This is a genomic window from Desulfobacter postgatei 2ac9, assembly GCF_000233695.2.
Lineage (GTDB): Bacteria > Desulfobacterota > Desulfobacteria > Desulfobacterales > Desulfobacteraceae > Desulfobacter > Desulfobacter postgatei.
Map to the genome: position 1 here is coordinate 638,461 of NZ_CM001488.1, position 18,123 is coordinate 656,583.

The 18,123-nt window shown below is 45.1% G+C and carries 18 protein-coding genes; 9 read left to right on the forward strand and 9 right to left on the reverse strand.

What is annotated here, in order from left to right; translation table 11 throughout:
- Window positions 1-265 precede the first annotated feature (265 nt).
- Window positions 266-1,417 carry a cytochrome-c peroxidase gene (locus DESPODRAFT_RS02965; protein WP_004071200.1) on the forward strand — a complete coding sequence of 384 codons (1,152 nt, stop codon included), beginning with the start codon at window positions 266-268 and terminating at the stop codon, window positions 1,415-1,417.
- 107 nt (window positions 1,418-1,524) lie between these two features.
- Here DESPODRAFT_RS02965 and DESPODRAFT_RS02970 read toward each other — a convergent pair whose 3' ends face one another.
- From DESPODRAFT_RS02970 to DESPODRAFT_RS02985, 5 genes are all read right to left on the reverse strand, one after another.
- Window positions 1,525-1,893 (reverse strand): DUF2293 domain-containing protein, encoded by a 369-nt coding sequence (locus tag DESPODRAFT_RS02970; RefSeq protein WP_245532001.1) that lies wholly within the window; start codon window positions 1,891-1,893, stop codon window positions 1,525-1,527.
- An 81-nt stretch (window positions 1,894-1,974) separates the two neighbouring features.
- Window positions 1,975-2,310, reverse strand: coding sequence for a hypothetical protein (locus DESPODRAFT_RS02975; RefSeq protein ID WP_004071201.1), 336 nt, complete (start codon window positions 2,308-2,310; stop codon window positions 1,975-1,977).
- A 44-nt stretch (window positions 2,311-2,354) separates the two neighbouring features.
- Window positions 2,355-2,465 (reverse strand): SEC-C metal-binding domain-containing protein, encoded by a 111-nt coding sequence (locus DESPODRAFT_RS21670; protein WP_216594034.1) that lies wholly within the window; start codon window positions 2,463-2,465, stop codon window positions 2,355-2,357.
- Between the two features lie 425 nt (window positions 2,466-2,890).
- On the reverse strand, window positions 2,891-3,094 hold the full coding sequence (locus tag DESPODRAFT_RS02980; protein WP_004071202.1) for a cold-shock protein: 204 nt from the start codon (window positions 3,092-3,094) through the stop codon (window positions 2,891-2,893).
- 170 nt (window positions 3,095-3,264) lie between these two features.
- Window positions 3,265-3,420, reverse strand: coding sequence for a hypothetical protein (locus DESPODRAFT_RS02985; RefSeq protein WP_157488400.1), 156 nt, complete (start codon window positions 3,418-3,420; stop codon window positions 3,265-3,267).
- A 188-nt stretch (window positions 3,421-3,608) separates the two neighbouring features.
- On the opposite strand from DESPODRAFT_RS02985, the gene DESPODRAFT_RS02990 reads away from it, so the two are divergent.
- Together DESPODRAFT_RS02990 and DESPODRAFT_RS02995 are read left to right on the forward strand one after the other, a co-directional pair.
- Complete coding sequence (locus DESPODRAFT_RS02990; RefSeq protein WP_004071203.1) at window positions 3,609-4,076, forward strand: hypothetical protein; 468 nt, start codon at window positions 3,609-3,611, stop codon at window positions 4,074-4,076.
- On the forward strand, window positions 4,066-4,857 hold the full coding sequence (locus DESPODRAFT_RS02995) for a phytochelatin synthase family protein (RefSeq protein ID WP_245532002.1): 792 nt from the start codon (window positions 4,066-4,068) through the stop codon (window positions 4,855-4,857). The genes DESPODRAFT_RS02990 and DESPODRAFT_RS02995 overlap by 11 nt, the downstream gene beginning before the upstream one ends.
- Here the strand turns inward: DESPODRAFT_RS02995 and DESPODRAFT_RS03000 are convergent.
- The 4 genes from DESPODRAFT_RS03000 to lipB form a co-directional block, all read right to left on the reverse strand.
- A complete protein-coding gene (locus DESPODRAFT_RS03000) occupies window positions 4,854-5,501 on the reverse strand; it encodes a lysophospholipid acyltransferase family protein (RefSeq protein WP_004071205.1) in 648 nt (215 codons plus the stop codon). The two genes, DESPODRAFT_RS02995 and DESPODRAFT_RS03000, sit on opposite strands and share 4 nt — an antisense overlap.
- A 102-nt stretch (window positions 5,502-5,603) precedes the next feature.
- Window positions 5,604-9,389, reverse strand: coding sequence for a class I adenylate cyclase domain-containing protein (locus DESPODRAFT_RS03005; protein WP_245532003.1), 3,786 nt, complete (start codon window positions 9,387-9,389; stop codon window positions 5,604-5,606).
- A gap of 74 nt (window positions 9,390-9,463) precedes the next feature.
- Window positions 9,464-10,396 carry a lipoyl synthase gene (lipA, locus tag DESPODRAFT_RS03010; RefSeq protein ID WP_004071207.1) on the reverse strand — a complete coding sequence of 311 codons (933 nt, stop codon included), beginning with the start codon at window positions 10,394-10,396 and terminating at the stop codon, window positions 9,464-9,466.
- Window positions 10,393-11,094 (reverse strand): lipoyl(octanoyl) transferase LipB, encoded by a 702-nt coding sequence (gene lipB / locus DESPODRAFT_RS03015; RefSeq protein ID WP_004071208.1) that lies wholly within the window; start codon window positions 11,092-11,094, stop codon window positions 10,393-10,395. The genes lipA and lipB overlap by 4 nt, the downstream gene beginning before the upstream one ends.
- A 374-nt stretch (window positions 11,095-11,468) precedes the next feature.
- On the opposite strand from lipB, the gene DESPODRAFT_RS03020 reads away from it, so the two are divergent.
- The 6 genes from DESPODRAFT_RS03020 to DESPODRAFT_RS03045 all read left to right on the forward strand — a co-directional run bounded on the left by DESPODRAFT_RS03020 (window position 11,469) and on the right by DESPODRAFT_RS03045 (window position 18,112).
- A complete protein-coding gene (locus DESPODRAFT_RS03020) occupies window positions 11,469-12,530 on the forward strand; it encodes an AI-2E family transporter (RefSeq protein ID WP_004071209.1) in 1,062 nt (353 codons plus the stop codon).
- Window positions 12,531-12,640: 110 nt separating this feature from the next.
- Window positions 12,641-13,486: a damage-control phosphatase ARMT1 family protein gene (locus DESPODRAFT_RS03025; protein ID WP_004071210.1), complete on the forward strand. Its 846-nt coding sequence runs from the start codon at window positions 12,641-12,643 to the stop codon at window positions 13,484-13,486.
- Between the two features lie 277 nt (window positions 13,487-13,763).
- Complete coding sequence (locus tag DESPODRAFT_RS03030; RefSeq protein WP_004071211.1) at window positions 13,764-15,371, forward strand: fumarate hydratase; 1,608 nt, start codon at window positions 13,764-13,766, stop codon at window positions 15,369-15,371.
- A gap of 108 nt (window positions 15,372-15,479) precedes the next feature.
- A complete protein-coding gene (locus DESPODRAFT_RS03035) occupies window positions 15,480-16,001 on the forward strand; it encodes a dihydrofolate reductase family protein (RefSeq protein ID WP_004071212.1) in 522 nt (173 codons plus the stop codon).
- A 195-nt stretch (window positions 16,002-16,196) separates the two neighbouring features.
- The gene (locus tag DESPODRAFT_RS03040) at window positions 16,197-17,546 is read left to right on the forward strand and encodes a multiheme c-type cytochrome (RefSeq protein ID WP_004071213.1); all 1,350 of its coding nucleotides are present in this window, start codon (window positions 16,197-16,199) and stop codon (window positions 17,544-17,546) included.
- Window positions 17,546-18,112: a manganese efflux pump MntP gene (locus DESPODRAFT_RS03045; protein WP_004071214.1), complete on the forward strand. Its 567-nt coding sequence runs from the start codon at window positions 17,546-17,548 to the stop codon at window positions 18,110-18,112. The genes DESPODRAFT_RS03040 and DESPODRAFT_RS03045 overlap by 1 nt, the downstream gene beginning before the upstream one ends.
- Window positions 18,113-18,123 lie beyond the last annotated feature (11 nt).

Here is an 18,123-nt window from a genome sequence, read left to right on the forward strand (position 1 = left end):
TTCAAAAAGGGCTTGTATTTAAATATTATGCTTGCTATCCTGTTGTTACTCTTCATCGTAGCTATCTGAATATGCACCAATAATTGTTGTACTTGAATAACAACTGCCCTTCTCTCTTAATAGTGCTGACCTGGTAGCCTTAGGTGGAATCAGGAGAAAAAATAATCAAATTAAAAGCAAGAGCATCCCTTGGGCTGGTTAATGCTTCTTTCCAGTGTAAAGAGGCTATTTATGAATTTTTCACTTTAACCTGATGGAGGTATTTATGAAAAAAGGATTGTTTTATTTGTTTTTAATGGTTGTATTGGCAATCGTACCAACGCTTCTTATGGCTCAAGAGCTTAGCCCTATAGAGCAACTCGGCAAGGCTCTTTTTTTTGACGAAAATCTTTCCGTTAACGGAAAGATGTCCTGTGCAAGCTGTCACGCTCCTGAAACTGGGTTTACCGGACCTGATTCACTTATCAATGCAGGCCCAGCGGTTTATAATGGGACGATTCATACCCGGGCGGGTAACCGGAAACCCCCGACAGCTGCTTATGGCGGCGAGAGTCCTGTATTGGACTATCACGACGCTGATGAGGCATGGGTCGGCGGTATGTTCTGGGACGGAAGAGCTTCAGGATGGGTACTCGGTGATCCTTTAGCCGAGCAGGCCATGGGGCCATTCCTGAATCCTGTAGAGCAAGCTGCTCCCAATATGTTACTTATTGTGCTTAAGGTGGCCATTTCGGACTATGCCGGGCTTTTCGAAGAAGTATGGGGGCCTGGAACTCTCGATTTTAAATATATAAAACAGAATACTTACGATGTTTATGTGATGATCGCTCAATCCATCGCTGCTTATGAAAGATCCGAGGAGGTGAATCCTTTCACCTCAAAATTCGATTATTATCTGAAAGGCCAAGTAGAGCTTACAGCCCAAGAGCAACGGGGGCTTTCGCTTTTTAATGACGACAAGAAGGGCAACTGCGCTGCTTGTCATCCTAGCAGCGGCGACAAACCATTGTTTACTGATTTTACATACGATAATCTTGGAGTACCTAAAAAACCTGAGAATCCTTTCTATTCTCAGCCGAAAAAAATCAATCCGGATGGCGAGGACTGGGTTGATTTGGGGCTTGGGGGATTTCTTGGTGATTCCGATCAGAATGGAAAGCAGAAAGTCCCCACCCTTCGAAATGTGGATAAGAGGCCGGAGGAAGGTTTTGTTAAAGCATATGCACACAACGGTTTTTTTAAATCTTTAGAAGAGATTGTCCATTTTTACAACACAAGAGATGTTAACGCGTGGCCGGACCCGGAAGTCGAGGTGCATGTCAACACCGATGAACTGGGAGATTTAGGTCTGACTCCAGAGGAAGAGGCCGATATTGTTGCGTTTCTAAGAACGCTATCAGACGGATACACACCCTGAAAATTAACCTTTGAGAGAGGGCTGTAGGGGTAAATTGACCAAAACAGCCGATTTACGAAAGACAGGATTTCCACATCCTGTCTTTTTTCATTTGGCTCTGTTTTCCTTTAATTGATTTTCAACATCGAATCATATGCAGTGGTCTTATGTCGCATCCATGCAATTACAGCAGCTTGAGCTCTCTTATTAATAGGAATAAGCTGGGTCCTATCAACGGTTCCGCTGCCCACAGGGGTTGCGTGGGTGGTTATGATTTTTCCAAGGCGTTGGGCCTCTTTTTCATACCTGGGGTGGAAATTCAAAAACTTGATGATTTGATCATTAAATTTTTGTGTATAGGCGTTTTGCTTGGCCTCTCTTCGTGCCAGTTCCCGCTTTCGCTCATTGGCATAGACTGGCGTTGCCCTCTTATCCGCCACTTCCTGTTTTGCGGCCCGGATATTGTCAGCGGGAGCCCAGATCCCTTTTGAAATCATCCGTCTGCGGTATTGTGCCTTAACTCATTTAAGTCCATGGAAAAATTGTTTTTAATTTGGGTAATCAACCATCCTTGAATGTTAATACGAAGCTTCATTGCTTTTACACCCGGCTTCTTCTTCATCTAATTGACGGGCATACTCAGCGATCTTCTCCAATTGTGTTATAATCTGGTTTAAAGACCCGATTACGGCTTCTTCGCCGTGATCCAATGACATCCGACGAGTGATTTGTTCTAAAAGCTTGTCATACCCCTTGATGCCGCCACCCATTGACTCTGAATTTTTGGCGTGGATTGCAAGGTCAATAACCGTGGACACTTCGTCCTTATTCATCCGGTCGGGATAAGTGGCTTTTTGCGTTATCTTTAAATCGTTAAAAAAGGCCATGATATTGGGGTAAAAATCGTCTTGCATCGTTAATTCTCCTGTGCAATGGGTGTTATATCAATAATTTTTCCTTACCCGCAGCATTTTTTATACTTTTTCCCGCTTCCGCATGGGCAAGGGTCATTGCGGGCGATTTTTGTTTCGACGTTCGTTTGCTTTGTCGGATTTAATAAAATTTGCAAATCCGTAATATTCTATAGCTTACCCGGCGCCAAATCAATTGAAAAGCTCATTGATGTTCTTTAAATATTGCTGTCACTTCTTTTAATATTTATTCGGTCTGCCCCGAAACAGCAGGCGGCTTCTTCTCTGTACCTGATTTTCTTGTTTTTATACCGCTAAAGTTTTTTGAGTGTAACCCTTTGGGTCAGTTTTCTGATTTATATTGACATGAATATGGTACGAACAGGCGTCGTCTCCCATCCATCAGAATGGCGATGGAGCGGTTACAATGAAATGCAACATCCCAAAATTTTTTAGACTTATTAATGTTGGATATATATCTTGGAATTTTGGAGCGGTTGTATTTGAGGATAGATGAAAATGAAAAAGCCCCTGAGTAATAATCTACTCAGGGGCTAAAATGTCACAAAGATAAAATGGTATTTTAAATCACAGTCACATTTGCAGCTGATGGTCCTTTGGGACCGTCTTCAATGTCGAATGATACGTGATCACCTTCATTGAGAACTTTAAAGCCGGATGCATTGATGCCTGAATGATGCACAAACACATCTTTGCCGCCACCTGCATGTTCAATAAATCCAAAACCTTTTGACTCGCTAAACCATTTTACTATACCGTTTGACATATAAGTATTCTCCTAAACAAAAATAAAAATAAATCGTCTCGATCTTAAAGAATAATCACTGATTTCTCGGGGAAAATATCTAAGGAAGAAACTCAAGCACTTTAAAGTAGTGCAATAGTTGAGGAGTATACAGTAATCGGTGAGTATGTCAAGGGAATTAAATTTTTGTCTCACAGTACGGTCCAGGTTTTCCAGGGTGAAAACTCCGGCTGGTTGACCAGGCTTGAATTCACCACCACCCGGATACCCTGGATGGTCAGGGATCTCTCGGCAATGGGCGTGGCTGCCAGCAGGAGATAACGTTTCTCTTCCAGGGCTCTGTTCATCTGCCCCAGCACAGAGGCCTGCAATGCCGGGAAAATCTTTTACCTTGCGGGGCAGCATTGAAAGACCGTTTTCCAAATGGCGGGTCATCACAAGGTGTTTCTGCGTATCGTTAAAGATGTTTGCCACTTGTATCTGTTTTTGTTTTCAGATACAAGAAAACCTTAAATTCTAAACATAAGGATCGCCCATGACCCGGACAAGAAAACAGAATATTATCCCCAAAGAGCAGGCCGTTTTCTGGATGGACAACGACGGCACCTGGCACAATGAACACGGGAAACTGGAACACCCCAAAATTATAAAATATTTCAATCAATCCATCCAAAAAGACGACCAGGGATATTTTTTACGCCAGAATATAACTAATGATGTTGAAGAAAAGGTCTATTTCCCTTATGAAGAGACGGCTGTTTTTGTGGTGGAGCTTGTCAAAAAAAACGCCGGCATTGAATTGACCTTAAATACCCTTGACACCATTGCCCTTGAGCCTGAAGCCCTTTACATAAAAGCGGACGCCCTGTTTATGGAAACCGACACCCATCTGATCAAATTCACCCAGAATTCCCTGGCAAAGATGACCGCTTTTTTAACAGACACTCCCCAGGGTCTGGCATTGAAACTTGGCCAGACACAGACCGTTATCCGTGAAAAATAAATCAGCCTTTTGGGGTATGATGATGAATCTTTTCAGATTTTGCATCGTCCGCACTTACCTGGCCATCAGGTATTTTTTTCACTGGATCACGCGCACGGGCAGTTTTGCTCCGGGCCAGGCAAGGCATATCACTCCGTCCCCAGGACTGTCCAAAGGGCCAGGCCTTCCGGCTGCCCTGTTTCGCCACCATGTCAAACAATACCATGAATCTTCGTGTTCCGTGGCGTCGGTGGTCTGTGTGGTCAATGTGTTAAGGGAGCGGTACGAATCCCCCGGTCCGACGATTACCCAGCAGGCCATTCTGGAAAAAGTGAGAACAGCCCACTGGAAAGAGCGCATGGAACCGGGCGGATACGAGGGACGGCGGGGGTTGCCGCTGGCGGTTCTTTCGGCTGTGGTGAAAGACAGTCTTGTGGCCTATAGTATCCCCTTTAAAAAGGTTGAAATGATCCGGGGTTCCTTAAACCAGCGCAGGGCCAGGGTAAGGCAGCAGATTCTTGGGCACCTTAAAAAATTTCAATTTTTCAATAGTTGTCTGATTATTGCCCATTTTGACCAGGGTGCGTTTATAAAGGAATTGAACATTCCCCATATTTCGCCTGTGGGAGGCTTTGATCCGTCAACCGGTTTTGTCACCATCCTGGATGTTGACCCGGACCAGAAGTTTTCCTACCGCATCCCCTTCAATACCTTTTACAAAGGTATCTCCACCCCATACGCCGGGGTGTTCAGGCCTTTTGGGTATGACCGGGGAGGGGTTGTTGTCATTCATCTGAATTAAGGGTGGAGGCCCGGCAGCATAAGCGTTTCAAGCCGTTCGCGCAGGACGTCAAAATCCTCATTTTTTTCCCCGTAGATATGGATGGGATCTAAAAAACGCAGCCGGACTTTGGCAAAGGGCTTGGGTATCATGAAGCGGTCCCAGGAATTAAAAAACCATGCCTGATGCGAATCGATAAAAAAAGGGACCAGCAGGGCATTGGTCTGCAATGCCATTTTTATGATGCCCGGTTTGACCTTGCCCATGGGGCCGGTGGGACCGTCCAGGATATGCGCGCCAAAGCCATAGGTATTGAGGTGCACAATCATTGCTGCCATGGCCTCTTTGCCCCCCTTTGAGGATGAGCCTCTTGGTGTGCGCCATCCGCTACGCCGGGCCACGGCGGAAATAAGGTCCCCGTCCCGGCTTCTGGAAATCATCAGCCCCGGATTATACCGGGCATATTTTTTAAAATGCCGGATGGCCGAAAAAAACTGTTGGTGCCAGGTTACCAGAATTACCGGCTGATTTCCATTGAGCATGCTCTGCCAGCTCTTTTCATTTTCAATTTTTAACCTGAAGGTCGCGGTATAAAGACGTATGAAATAATATAAAAAGCAGATAAAGGGACGGGTATAAATAATAAATTTTAATTGTTTGATCATTTTAAAGGTTCCATGGGAGAGTCATGACCGTGAAGCTATCAGACAGGGGTAAAAAAGCAAGGAGAAAAGGGTGCGGTAAATTCTTTAATTTTGATTAGGGACTCAATAGATCATTTTATCTTTTTCCGAAGAATAAAAAATTGTGTTTAAGGGCATCTCTTTCAGCTTCATTTTGCGCAGGATATCTTGCTCTGTTTCTTCAATGGTGGAAAAACCCTGGGTCGAACACCCCTCATGAAACATTTCTCCCCATGAGTTCAGATAAATAATTGTATAATCTGTTGTTTTTTCTTGTTTCGACGGCGCATAAAAATTGGTCGAGACAAACAGTCCAACAACCTTGTCGGCCATCAACAGTTGATCAAAGCTGACAGGGTTTTCCAATAGCGGACTGAAAAAATTATGCATGGCCTTATAAAGATTCCGGATTGCATTAAAGGTTACACAGGTTGGATTCGGAACTAAATTGATGACGCGATCCTCACGGTAAAGCCGGTTGTAAATCAACCATGCACCTATCGCCTCAATCGTCTTTGCTTTAATTAAAATATCTTCCAGATATTGGTGCCCGTTTCTCTCCTTGTTTAGCAACTGCCACATGCCCCTATTCTTCCCATCTTTTATATGCTGCAGGTACAAGTGTTGATAGTAACGGTCATTTTGAGGTAAGAAAAGCATCTTTTCGATTCTACCGGGTTGTTTTACAAATTCAATAAACACCTTTCTCCCCAGCACGGTTCGGTCCTCAGGGCTAAGCCTTGAGCGGCTGAGAGCTTGACCGGAAAGCGTATCCATTATTTTTTTATATGTTTTGATCATATAGTCGTTGATACTCTTTGAAAGAGTTGCGACTTCGCCGTATTTCCAATCTTTGAAGCAACCCAATTTGAAAATGTCATATTTGGTCACACCCCATTGATGGATGCAGTGTTCAAGAAGTATTTTCCTGAGGCCAAAGATGGTATCATCAATTTGGGCTTGTTCTGAAATGCCCAGCTTTAGAAAAAAGCAGCGCAGCAACAGCGCAACCGAATCTGGATCGCCAACCGTTTGAAAATAGTCACGCAGATGTTCTAACAGGATAAAATATGCATCATTCTGGGCAAGTTTTAGTTGGGCTCCCGAATTCATCCATTCATCTTTATACTCATTGCACAGCAGTTTTTTCCCCTTATACGCATAAACATATTTTTCAAGAAGCGCCATTTTGATGACGGATTTATAGGGGCTTTTCAAGCTTTTAAACATCTGCCATAAAGATGCGCCCAAATATTCACCCGGGGAGATGGCATTGACATCTCCCAAATCGATATATTTAGAGGTATTGGAACAAATGATCACGCTGTTGCTGATCCCGCTGTAGCAATTCATACATATGGCGCTGGGCACAACCGCCCACAGCGCTATTTTTCCTGCAACATGCAGCATTGTCCTGTAAAATTCTTCTTTTAAAAGATTTGATTGCGCCGTACCCGAGCTTTCATGGGTTGTCTCGCCAAAATCATTGTTTTTTGCCCTTTGCACATCAACGATGAAAAATGTAACTTGGGTATGAAACTGATCCAAGGCCATTTTTTCCAGAATTTCCAGTTTCTTTTTCAATAACGCGATATCCAGGAAGCTCAAGTTGGCTTCATTGATGCAGACCCAGTAATCAATATCGGAGCCTGATTCCTGTGCAATGGACCCGACACTTCCGATTGTAAAAAGGCTTTCTATCGCATACTCCCGGCATCCTCCAACCGTTATTTTTTTTTTGCTGTCAATGTATTTGCTTAAGATTTCAAGGATTTCAGGGTTTGTCATATAATTCCAGATCCCACAAGGTGTCTGGGGGTCTATGGTCGGCATTCCGGGCAGAACAATGTTTTCATCAAGCAGCAATGGGATCAGTTGAAACAAATCCGTCTGATCTTTATTAAAAAGATCAAGGGCTGTGAGTATGGAAAGCTGATTTTGTTTTAAAAATTTTTTCTCTCCATAATGAATAAACTCACAGAAAATCTGCATATTCATTTCCGCCACAATTGATTTTCTCATGGGCGGCAGATTCTCAACAGAAAGTTGATATTTCCTGGCGTTGAAATTCAGGGCGTCCGCTCTGTAGTGAACGGATCCTTTTGGCGGAAATTGACAGAACCGGGCATTGGTGCCTGAAAAATCGACCTGATCAATGACGGCATTCATAAATGAGACAGCGGAAATGGTGGAATAGGAAAAGCACGATCCGGAAAGGTCGGCCAGGTTAAATGATACTTTTGAAATCGTGGCTTCTATAAAGGGCGCCTCTTTCAGACAGGCATGACTGAAGTCGCAATTATACATGGCAGTATGTTGAAAACTGCAGTTTGTAAAAACGGCGGATGCTGCATTCACGTTAATAAAAACGGCATGGTCAAAATTGACCTCTTTAAACCGTGCCTGACGCATATCAACATTATGGAAAACCGTCTTCTTGAAAAACGTGTTGGAAAAAGAGGTTTTGGAAAAGTCACTGTTATCAATGATGGATTTATTAAAAAAGAGAGAAGTCAGCGAGAAGTCACAAGAGGACAAATTCACACTGGTGAAGACCTGATCTTCAAGATATACGGTTATTGAGTTTTCGTTATGTTTGAGTTTCTCTATCCTGTTTTGCATTAAAGTTAACGATGCACGCGACATCTCGCTGATCTTTTTATTCACCAATTGGATTACAGGATCAAACTCCGTTTCAATACTTTTCTTTTCCTGTGCCAGAATCTGTTTTGTTTTTTCGATAAACGATTTTATTGCCGTTCTGTCGACAGCTTTATCATCGGTTGCATATTTGACAAATATTTTAACGATCCGTTCCGGCCGTTTTTTGATCATTCCAAAAATACAAGCCAGATTTGCTCCGAAATTTAAATTTACATATTGATTTTGATTCAGCGCAATGTCCTGAATAATAAAGAAAGAAAATTTGGACAACTCGGATATGTCACTATGGATCAATGGTATCAGGGACGGATATTTATTGCGCATCATTTTCAATAACGTATGCGGTGCAAACTTTCCCGATACAACAAGGGCTTTAAAGGCATGAAGCGCTTCTCTTTTACTCCGTTGATAAAAAAGACGCAGGATCGGATCGGCAAGCTCTTTATAGGTCCCCACCGAAGATTCTTCAACAATATTGTAAACGGCAATCCGATTTTCTTCACTTTCCTCTCTATCCAGAATATCGATCAACAAATCAGGAGAAATTTTTGTGACCATCATGGCAAGCGCCTTCAGCCCGATTACTCTTGTTTCTGGAAATTGGGAGCGTATCTCATTGGAAAGGATCTGTTCAGGATCTCTTAATTCAGAATTAATATTATTTAAAAATGGGTCTACATCCCTTTGCCGGTCAAACAGACCGGCAAAGAATTTAACAACACAGTCCCGTTGTTGAATCGAGTTCAATATCCGCTTAAACATAAATCCGAACTTCAACCTGATGCCTGGCGAAGATTGAATATATTCATCCACAAAAGCCAGGCGTTCGGGTTCAGGGACCGTGAAAATCAGTTTTTCCATGTCATCAATGCTGACAAGCCCCTGACAAAGGGCCTTGAATGCAAAGTAGGCACCTTTACCTTTAATCCCCAGCAATGTTTTTATAAAGAAACTCAGTTGATCAAATGCCATATCGGGTTGAATCGCGGCATATATCCTGGCACACAGGGACAAGCTTTTTTTCATGCCCGTTGCATATTGGTTTTTATCCAAAGCATCTGCTAAAAGTTCGCCGATATTTATTTGAATGGCTTCAAGACTTTTTTGAGCATGGCTTCTCACGGATGCATAATACGAAGTCAAACCGGTAAGCACCGGCAAGATGGCAATTTCCGGATCTAATTTGCCGGCATTTTTGACGATCAAGACCTTTTCCTGCCGTGATAATTTTTCCCAGTGGGATTCAAATAAATGATAATCAAAATTATCAATCGCCAAATTCATAATTTATCACGACATATATTTGTCTCGGGTGTTTCGAATAACTCTCTGGCCTTGTAGGAACTTCTGACAAAGGGGCCGGAAGCCACCTGTTTAAATCCGATCTCCCGGGCCATGCGGTCAAGTTGTTCAAATTCTTGCGGGCTGTAGAATTTTTCCACGGAAAGGTGGGTTCTTGTGGGTTGAAGGTACTGGCCCACGGTGAGGATATTGCAGCCATGATCATACATGTCCTGGAAGGTGGCTTCAAGTTCCTCTATGGTTTCGCCCAGGCCCACCATGATGCCTGACTTGGTCTGCCGTCCGGGAAAGCGTTTTGTGACATTTCGAATCAGGTCAAGGGATCTCTGGTACTGGGCCTGGGGACGGACCCTGGCGTAAAGGTTCTTAACCGTCTCAATGTTGTGGTTGATCACGTCAGGCCATGCTTTGGCTACGGTTTCAAGGGCCTTGAGATCGCCCTGGAAATCCGGGATCAGGACTTCTACCCGGATGCGGGGACCGGCCTTTTTAATGGCCTGAATCACATGTGCAAAGTGGGATGCCCCGCCGTCGGGAAGATCGTCCCTTGTAACGGAAGTGACAACCACATAGGTCAGTTTCAGTTTGAGTACGGTCTCGGCCACCCTTTGGGGTTCATCCGGGTCAACCGGAGTCGGCGCATTTGAGGTTATATTGCAGAATCTGCAGTTCCGGGTGCAGCTGGATCCCAGGATCATGAATGTGGCAGTGTTTTTTGAAAAACATTCAAAGATGTTGGGACAGGCCGCTTCCTGGCAGACGGTATGAAGGCCTGCTTCGGATAAAAGCCGGGTAACCCGCTGGTAATCCCCGCCTTTGGGCATGCTTTTTTTCAGCCACCTGGGTTTGCTTTTCCGGATGGTGTTAGAACCGGAAGGAGACGTTTCTGTATGGCCGTTGCGGTTGTTCATGGGTTTTGTCCCTTTATGTTAAAATTAAAAATTTTGCAAAAAAAATAAAAAAAAAGATTTTTGACCCGTTCCATGGACATTTTTGGATCAAATAAGATATTTTGATGTTCCTGTGCAAGGGAAGTCATGGATAAATTTTGCAGACCGCAGGGATTGATCCAGGTAAAAGGGGTCAGGTCCGGACAGACATTCAGCGCCAGGCCATGGATACAGATCCCTTTTTTAATCGAGAGGCCCACACTGCCGATTTTCTTCTTCCCCACCCAGAGTCCGTGGTTTTGCGGATCCCTTCGGGCCTCTACCCCAAACTGCCGGGCCGTTCTCATCATAATTTCCTCAAGACCATGGACAAAGTCGGCCACCCCGATCCTGGATCGCTCCAGATTGATGATGGGATAGAGCACAGCCTGGCCCGGCCCGTGAAAGGTAATGTTCCCTCCTCTTTCGGTCTGGACAATCTCAATCCCTTTTTCAGCCAGAAACTGTTCCGACACCACAAGGTTTTCCCGTCCCCCTCTTTTACCTAATGTGTAAACCGCAGGGTGCTGGACAAAAAAAACCCGGTCACCAAGGAGCCGATCCTGGATCATCTTTTCCCGGACAGTGGTCTGAAGATCAAGGACCTGAAGATAATCCCGGATACCAAGGTCCTCAAATACAGCACATCTGTCATCCGCTGAAAGGGCGTGTCCGGCCATGCTCTGATCCTCTTAAATTCAAATAGTTATATTTTTTCCCTTTTGGTATAAAAAAAACAGACAGTTCATTTTTTTCAAAAACAGCCTTCGTGGTTTGACATTACTATTACGTTTTACTTTTAAAAAAAATGAGGTTATAGGATCGCCTTCCGGCGAAAATTCGGTAAAATTACATAATGAGCCATATTGATTTTGTCAATTGTTTTTTCATGATCTGCCGATGATCAAATGTTGATCAATTTGCCCTCTCCTGTTACGGTAAAAATAATTTCAGATTTGTCTGAAGCCGCATGGATCGAAACAACTGGACTTGGATAGCTATGTTTTATTTATAGGATAGGGTGTTCAAAAAAATTTACCGGAGGTTAACCCCCATGAATCGAGACCTGATTCACCCCTCGTTTTTATTATTACTGGTGTTGTTTATTTCAGCTGTTTTTCTTGTAATGATTAAATCTTTTCTCATGGCTATTCTGCTGGCCGGGATTTTTTCATCCCTGGCCTATCCGTTGTATCAGTGGCTTAACAAATGCCTGAAAGGCAGGCAGGCTGCGGCTTCAGGAATTACCATCATGATTATCATCCTGATCGTTCTTCTTCCTTTAAGCGGTCTTTTAGGCATTGTAACCAGCCAGGCGATCAAGGTGGGGCAGACAGCTAAACCCTGGGTCCAGAAACAATTGTCTTCACCCATAGCGATTTCTCAGTGGCTGGAAGATCTGCCTTTTTATGAACAGGTAGAACCCTACAGGGAAACCATCTACATCAAGGCCGGAGAACTGGTGGGCGCCGCAAGTCAGTTTTTTGTCAACGGGCTTCAAACCGCGACCATGGGCACTATAAATTTTATATTTATGGCAGCCATTCTTTTATATACCATGTTCTTTTTTCTTATAGACGGAGATAAGCTGTTAGAGAAAATTTTATTTTATATGCCCCTGGACGATAAGTATGAAAGACGGCTTCTTGAAAAATTTACCTCTGTGGCACGGGCCACGATCAAGGGAACCATCATCATCGGTATTGTTCAGGGCGGGGCATCCGGCATCGCGTTTGCCGTGGTCGGCATTGACAGTTCGTTTTTCTGGGGTGCTGTCATGACGGTGTTGTCCATTATACCGGCCGTTGGAACGGCTTTGATATGGATTCCGGCGGCGCTTTGGCTATTCGCCCAGGGCGCATGGTTCAAGGCCAGCGCTCTTATCGTTTTCTGCGGGATGACCGTGGGAAGTGTTGACAATCTTCTGCGGCCCAGGCTTGTGGGTAAAGATACGGAAATGCACGATCTTTTTATTTTATTTTCCACCCTTGGCGGCATTGCCATGTTCGGTATTATCGGCATTATCATCGGCCCTATTATTGCCGCATTGTTTGTCACCATCTGGGATATTTACGGCGTTGTCTTTAAGGATGTACTGCCCAAGGTAGGGCCGTAAAATAATCGTTAGGGCAACGCCCTTGAGCAGTCATATTCAGCGCTGTGATTTGAAGAGCGTCATGAAAGTAACTTAGCAACTTATTGGTTCTTTAACATAAAAGGGAAATTATGAGACACGAATGCTATTTTTGTCATATAAGGACAATTGAAAACCTTATTAAGAAATTTAAGCCTGATGAAAAAATTGCAGAAAATTTTATTTTCGCGGTTCACAAATTTATTGAATCCAACCGGGAACTCTCAAATCCCCAATTGGCCACTCAAATTCACCGCATCGCCAAGAGTCATCTTGGCAATACAAACCTATACGCCGAAGAGAAATTAAAGGCCAACAACATTCTCCTGAAAGAGTACTCATATTGGGAAACCATAGTGAATGAAAGCGAAAATCCTTTTTGCACGGCGGCAAAACTTTCTGTTATTGGCAATATAATTGATTATGGCGCACAAAGTGTTGATGACGACATATCGGGTCAGATTGAATCTTTTTTTCATAAAAATTTAAAAATTGATATGACCGTGGAGTTAAAAAATCAAATCAGTAAAGCTCAAAATATTTTGTATTTAGGCGATAATTGTGGCGAAATCGTTTTTGATAAATTGTTTATTGAAACCATGAAGCATCCAAACATTACTTTTGCTGTACGGGGAAACCCTGTTATCAACGATGTAACGCTTGAAGATGCAAATCAAGTGGGCATTGACAAAGTTTGCAAGGTTATTTCCAATGGGTTTGATGCGCCTTCAACACTTATTGATTTTTGTTCAGACGAATTTGCCGAAGAATATAAGAATGCGGATCTTATCATATCCAAAGGGCAGGGCAATTTTGAAGGCCTTATGGAAAGTTGCCATTCAAATCAATTTTTTCTTTTAATTGCAAAATGTCATCCAATAGCAAATTTACTGGGTGTTGATAAGAATGATATGGTGGTTGCAAGATCAGCTTTATGATAACGCGGTTATAACCGGATCAGCCAATGGACCGCAAAGCCCTGAAGCTGTTTACTGATTTCAGGGCTGGCGCCTTTAGGCGGTACCTTTTGGGCGGCATATTCTGCAAGGGTGAAAAAAGTTTTTTATAAAATTGGAAAAATATAAAAGAAAATTGGACAATTTGTTCGGACTTTTATATTAACTATTTCAAATAATGGCGGCAGGCAGCAGGCAGTTCATATTGCTGCTTGTCAGATCTTCTAAAAGAGGGAAAAACTAAAAGAGGGAAAAACGAATGGAATTTAACTATGAACCCATGTTTCCGTTAAAAAAGGATGGAACGCAATACCGCCTGTTGACCAAGGATCATGTCCGGGTCCGGGAATTTGAGGGTAAGGATGTGGTCATGGTGGAGCCCGTTGCATTGACTCTACTGGCCAAGGCTGCCTTTAAGGATGTGGCCCATCTGTACCGAGCTGAACATCTGGCGCAGGTGAGGGCCGTGATTGATGACCCTGAAAGTTCTGACAATGACCGCTATGTAGCCCTGGAGCTTTTGAAAAATGCCGTAATTTCGGCTGAAAAGGTCTATCCCATGTGTCAGGACACCGGCACCGCCATTGTTATGGGTAAAAAGGGGCAGCAGATCTGGACTTGGTCCAATGATGAGTGCGAATTGTCCAAAGGCGCCTTTGAAGCTTATACACAAAATAATTTGCGGTATTCCCAGAATGCGCCGCTCACTATGTACAAAGAAGTGAATACCAAAAACAATATGCCTGCTCAGGTGGACATCGCTGCGGTCCAGGGTGATGAATATAACTTCCTGTTCATGGCAAAAGGCGGTGGTTCTGCCAATAAAACAGCCCTGTTCCAGATGACCAAGGCCGTGCTCAATACCGAAGAGAGCCTGATTAACTTCATGCTGAAAGAAATGAAACACCTGGGCACAGCCGCCTGTCCCCCGTATCACATCGCATTTGTTGTTGGCGGAACCTCTGCGGAACTCAATCTCAAGGCTGTAAAGCTGGCCTCGGCCCGTTACCTGGATACCCTGCCCACCACGGGCAGTGAAACCGGTCATGCGTTCAGGGACATTGACCTTGAGCAAAAAGTTCTGGACCGGTCCAGGGATTTAGGTCTTGGTGCACAGTTCGGCGGCAAATATTTTGCCCTGGATATCCGGGTCGTAAGACTTCCCCGCCACGGGGCATCCTGCCCCATCGGCATCGGCGTTTCCTGCTCAGCTGACCGTCAGATCAAGGGCAAAATTACCCGGGATGGCGTGTTCCTGGAACAGCTGGTTGAAAACCCGGCAGAATACCTGCCTGCCAGCGAACCTGAAATGGCTCCTGCCGTTGAGATTGACCTGAACCGTCCCATGGATGAAATTCGCGCGGAACTGACCAAATATCCGGTATCCACCCGTCTCTCTTTGACCGGTAAAATCATTGTGGCCAGAGATATTGCCCATTCCAAGTTTATGGAACGCTATGAAAAGGGCGATGGGCTGCCCGATTACATTAAAAATCACGTCATCTATTATGCAGGGCCTGCAAAGACACCTGAAGGGGAAGCTTCCGGATCATTCGGGCCCACCACAGCCGGCCGCATGGACCCCTATGTGCCTATTTTCCAGAAAGAAGGTGGGTCCATGGTCATGCTGGCCAAGGGCAACCGTTCCCAGGTCGTTACCGATTCCTGCAAGACTTACGGCGGTTTTTATCTGGGTTCTCCTGGTGGTCCTGCCGCACGTCTGGGCAAGGATTTTATTAAAAAGGTCGAGCTGGTTGAATATGAAGAGCTGGGCATGGAAGCGGTGTGGATGATCACGGTGGAAAAATTTCCTGCGTTTATCCTTGTTGATGATAAGGGCAATGACTTTTTTAAAAGACTGGTATAAATAGTACTTTAATATCCGATTTGTTTTTAAAGTCAAACAGGACAGACGGGGCTGCCGGATTTATTACGGTCTCTGTTTGTCCTGTTTCCATCTGGAAAGGGAGAATATATGGAAGTCATTCTGCTGATGGCCTCAACTGTGGACGGTAAGATTGCCAGGCACTCCGGCCAGCTTGTCGACTGGACCGGCAAAGCCGATAAAAAATATTTTGTGGAACTGACCAAAAAGTCAGGTGCCATGATTATGGGATCAAAAACCTATGACACCATTGGCAAACCCCTGCCGGAACGCCTTAATGTTGTCATGACCCGGGATAAATCCAGACAAAGTGATCAGGACAATCTGATATTTACGGATCTGCCCCCGGCTAAGATTCTTGAAGATCTTGAGCGCAAGGGATATAGCAGTGCTGCCCTGATTGGTGGAGCCATGGTCAACACGTTGTTTGCCCGTGACAACCTGATCACCCAGGTACACCTGACGATTGTACCCCGGTTATTTGGTTCAGGGTTGTCTATATTTGCCCCGCCCCTTGATCTTGACATTGGCCTGACTTTTGAGTCCAGTCAGGATATCGGAGACGGGCACCTTCTACTTATTTATCATGTGGTAACCCATGAAAAACAGTGACGACTCTGGCATAAAACCAGGAATAAAAAAAGACAAGAAAAAAAATTTTATTGTCCGTTATTTTAATTGGATTGCAAAGGGGACCCAAAGGGCCAAGCAACAGGGCCGTGGTCCCTGTAAATTCTGAACCCCAAAAAAATGACCGGTCCGGGGGACTGAAGATTTTGACTCTGTTTGTAAAAGGATTACTCAATCATGTACAAAAAACAAAATATATGGTTTGCAGCGGCTTACTGTGGGATTACTTTCCTGTGTGTTCTTTTGATGTCCGCGCTACCCGCCGGCGCGTCTTCCAAGGAAAATACCTTTAAACCGGATCAATTCATTGATCCCGAGACCTGTGGGGCATGCCACGATGAGATTATGGCCCAGTGGCAGGGTTCCATGCACAATCTTTCACATAAAGACCCGATTTATAACCGGGTGGCACAATTTTTTCGCCAGGGACTAACTGATGCAGGCCAGATTGAGGAGGCCGAGTCCTGCGTAAAGTGCCATACTCCGGTGGGATATATTACGGGTTTTCCGAAAAAACTGTCCGATGATCTATCCCAAACCGGGCAGATCCCTGCCCAGGGCATCCAGTGCGACTATTGCCACACGGCTGTGGATGTCACCCGGATGTATAATAACGGACTGGTTTTATCCCCGGGGCAGGGCGAGGATGATCCCGGTGTCAAGTTTGGTCCCTTTGACGATGCTGAACCTGATTTCCACGACGCTGCCTTTTCAAAGTTGCATACGGATTCAAAAATTTGCGGTACCTGCCACGATGTCAAACATGCGGTCTTTGGCACCGACCTTGAAACCACATACACGGAATGGAAAAACGGTCCGTATAACAGCCCTGATCCTGAAAAGCATGTTTCCTGCCAGGGATGCCACATGTACCAGCGGCCCGGGGTGCCGGCCACAGGATCGACGCCGAGACCTGCCAACCCGGGTAGTGCGGCGGCAGATGCAAAACAGCGGCCCCATATCTTCACCCACGGTTTTGTGGGCGCCAACTCAGGTGTGCCGGAAATGTTTTCCGCCAAAGATAAATCGGTCATGGCTGTGGAACGTTTGACACATGCGGCAGATATTTTTCTGGTCATGATAGATAGTCACACGGCCCGGGTCGTTGTCACCAATACAGGTGCCGGCCACAGTTTACCCACAGGGGTAGGGGACCTGCGTCAGGTATGGATTGAAGTAACCTTGACGGACAGTGACGGAAAAGCCGTTTTTCAAACAGGTGTTCCCGATAAAAACAATGAATTGCCGGAAAACACTGTGATGTTTAAAACCATTCTTGGAGACGGCGTTGGCAACCCGGTCATCAACATGGCCAAAGCAAAGGAAATTTTGTCCGACACCCGTATTCCTGTAGGAAAAAGTGCGGTCCATTTATTTAATTTAAATACTACACCCCAAAAGGGATACACACTGACCGCACGGCTGATGTACCGGTCCATGCCGCAGAAAATTCTTAATCAGTTGCCCGGCGAGCCTCTCGGGCCTTTGCCGGTGGTGGAGATGGCTGCGGTACGAAAAGAATTTTAATGCAGCTGTTTGATATTGTTGTTATAGCCATCGGACTGGCCATGGATGCCTCGGCGGTCTCCATGGCTGCTGCGGCCTGCGGGTATACACAAGATCCGCGGGCCGTGTTCCGCCTGGTGTTTCATTTTGGTCTGTTCCAGTTCATGATGCCGGTGATCGGGTGGTTTCTGGGGACCGGATTTGTTTCATATGTCCGACCCGTGGACCACTGGATCGCTTTTGGCCTTCTGGCTTTTGTGGGCGGGCGCATGGCGTGGGAGGGTTTCTCCCACACCGAAGAGTGCCTTCACAGGGATCCTTCCAAGGGCCTGACCATGGTCATGCTCAGTGTTGCCACCAGTATTGATGCCCTGGCCATCGGCCTGGGGCTGGCCGTGATGGATGTCAATATCTGGTACCCTTCAGCGCTTATTGGTATCATTACCTGTGCCATGTCCGTGGCCGCCATATACATCGGAAAACGCCTGGGGGCGGCGCTCGGCAGCAGAATGGAGATTGTAGGCGGAATAATTTTGATTGGTCTTGGCTTAAAAATTCTGATTCCCGCGCTTTTTGGAGCGGCTTAATTTTTAAACAT

Coding starts and splice junctions, on each gene's coding strand:
- DESPODRAFT_RS02965 (WP_004071200.1), top strand. CDS start 266: ATGAAAAAAGGATTGTTTTATTTGTTTTTAATGGTTGTATTGGCAATC.
- DESPODRAFT_RS02970 (WP_245532001.1), bottom strand. CDS start 1,893: ATGATTTCAAAAGGGATCTGGGCTCCCGCTGACAATATCCGGGCCGCA.
- DESPODRAFT_RS02975 (WP_004071201.1), bottom strand. CDS start 2,310: ATGCAAGACGATTTTTACCCCAATATCATGGCCTTTTTTAACGATTTA.
- DESPODRAFT_RS02980 (WP_004071202.1), bottom strand. CDS start 3,094: ATGTCAAACGGTATAGTAAAATGGTTTAGCGAGTCAAAAGGTTTTGGA.
- DESPODRAFT_RS02985 (WP_157488400.1), bottom strand. CDS start 3,420: ATGAACAGAGCCCTGGAAGAGAAACGTTATCTCCTGCTGGCAGCCACG.
- DESPODRAFT_RS02990 (WP_004071203.1), top strand. CDS start 3,609: ATGACCCGGACAAGAAAACAGAATATTATCCCCAAAGAGCAGGCCGTT.
- DESPODRAFT_RS03000 (WP_004071205.1), bottom strand. CDS start 5,501: ATGATCAAACAATTAAAATTTATTATTTATACCCGTCCCTTTATCTGC.
- lipA (WP_004071207.1), bottom strand. CDS start 10,396: ATGAACAACCGCAACGGCCATACAGAAACGTCTCCTTCCGGTTCTAAC.
- lipB (WP_004071208.1), bottom strand. CDS start 11,094: ATGGCCGGACACGCCCTTTCAGCGGATGACAGATGTGCTGTATTTGAG.
- DESPODRAFT_RS03020 (WP_004071209.1), top strand. CDS start 11,469: ATGAATCGAGACCTGATTCACCCCTCGTTTTTATTATTACTGGTGTTG.
- DESPODRAFT_RS03025 (WP_004071210.1), top strand. CDS start 12,641: ATGAGACACGAATGCTATTTTTGTCATATAAGGACAATTGAAAACCTT.
- DESPODRAFT_RS03030 (WP_004071211.1), top strand. CDS start 13,764: ATGGAATTTAACTATGAACCCATGTTTCCGTTAAAAAAGGATGGAACG.
- DESPODRAFT_RS03035 (WP_004071212.1), top strand. CDS start 15,480: ATGGAAGTCATTCTGCTGATGGCCTCAACTGTGGACGGTAAGATTGCC.
- DESPODRAFT_RS03040 (WP_004071213.1), top strand. CDS start 16,197: ATGTACAAAAAACAAAATATATGGTTTGCAGCGGCTTACTGTGGGATT.
- DESPODRAFT_RS03045 (WP_004071214.1), top strand. CDS start 17,546: ATGCAGCTGTTTGATATTGTTGTTATAGCCATCGGACTGGCCATGGAT.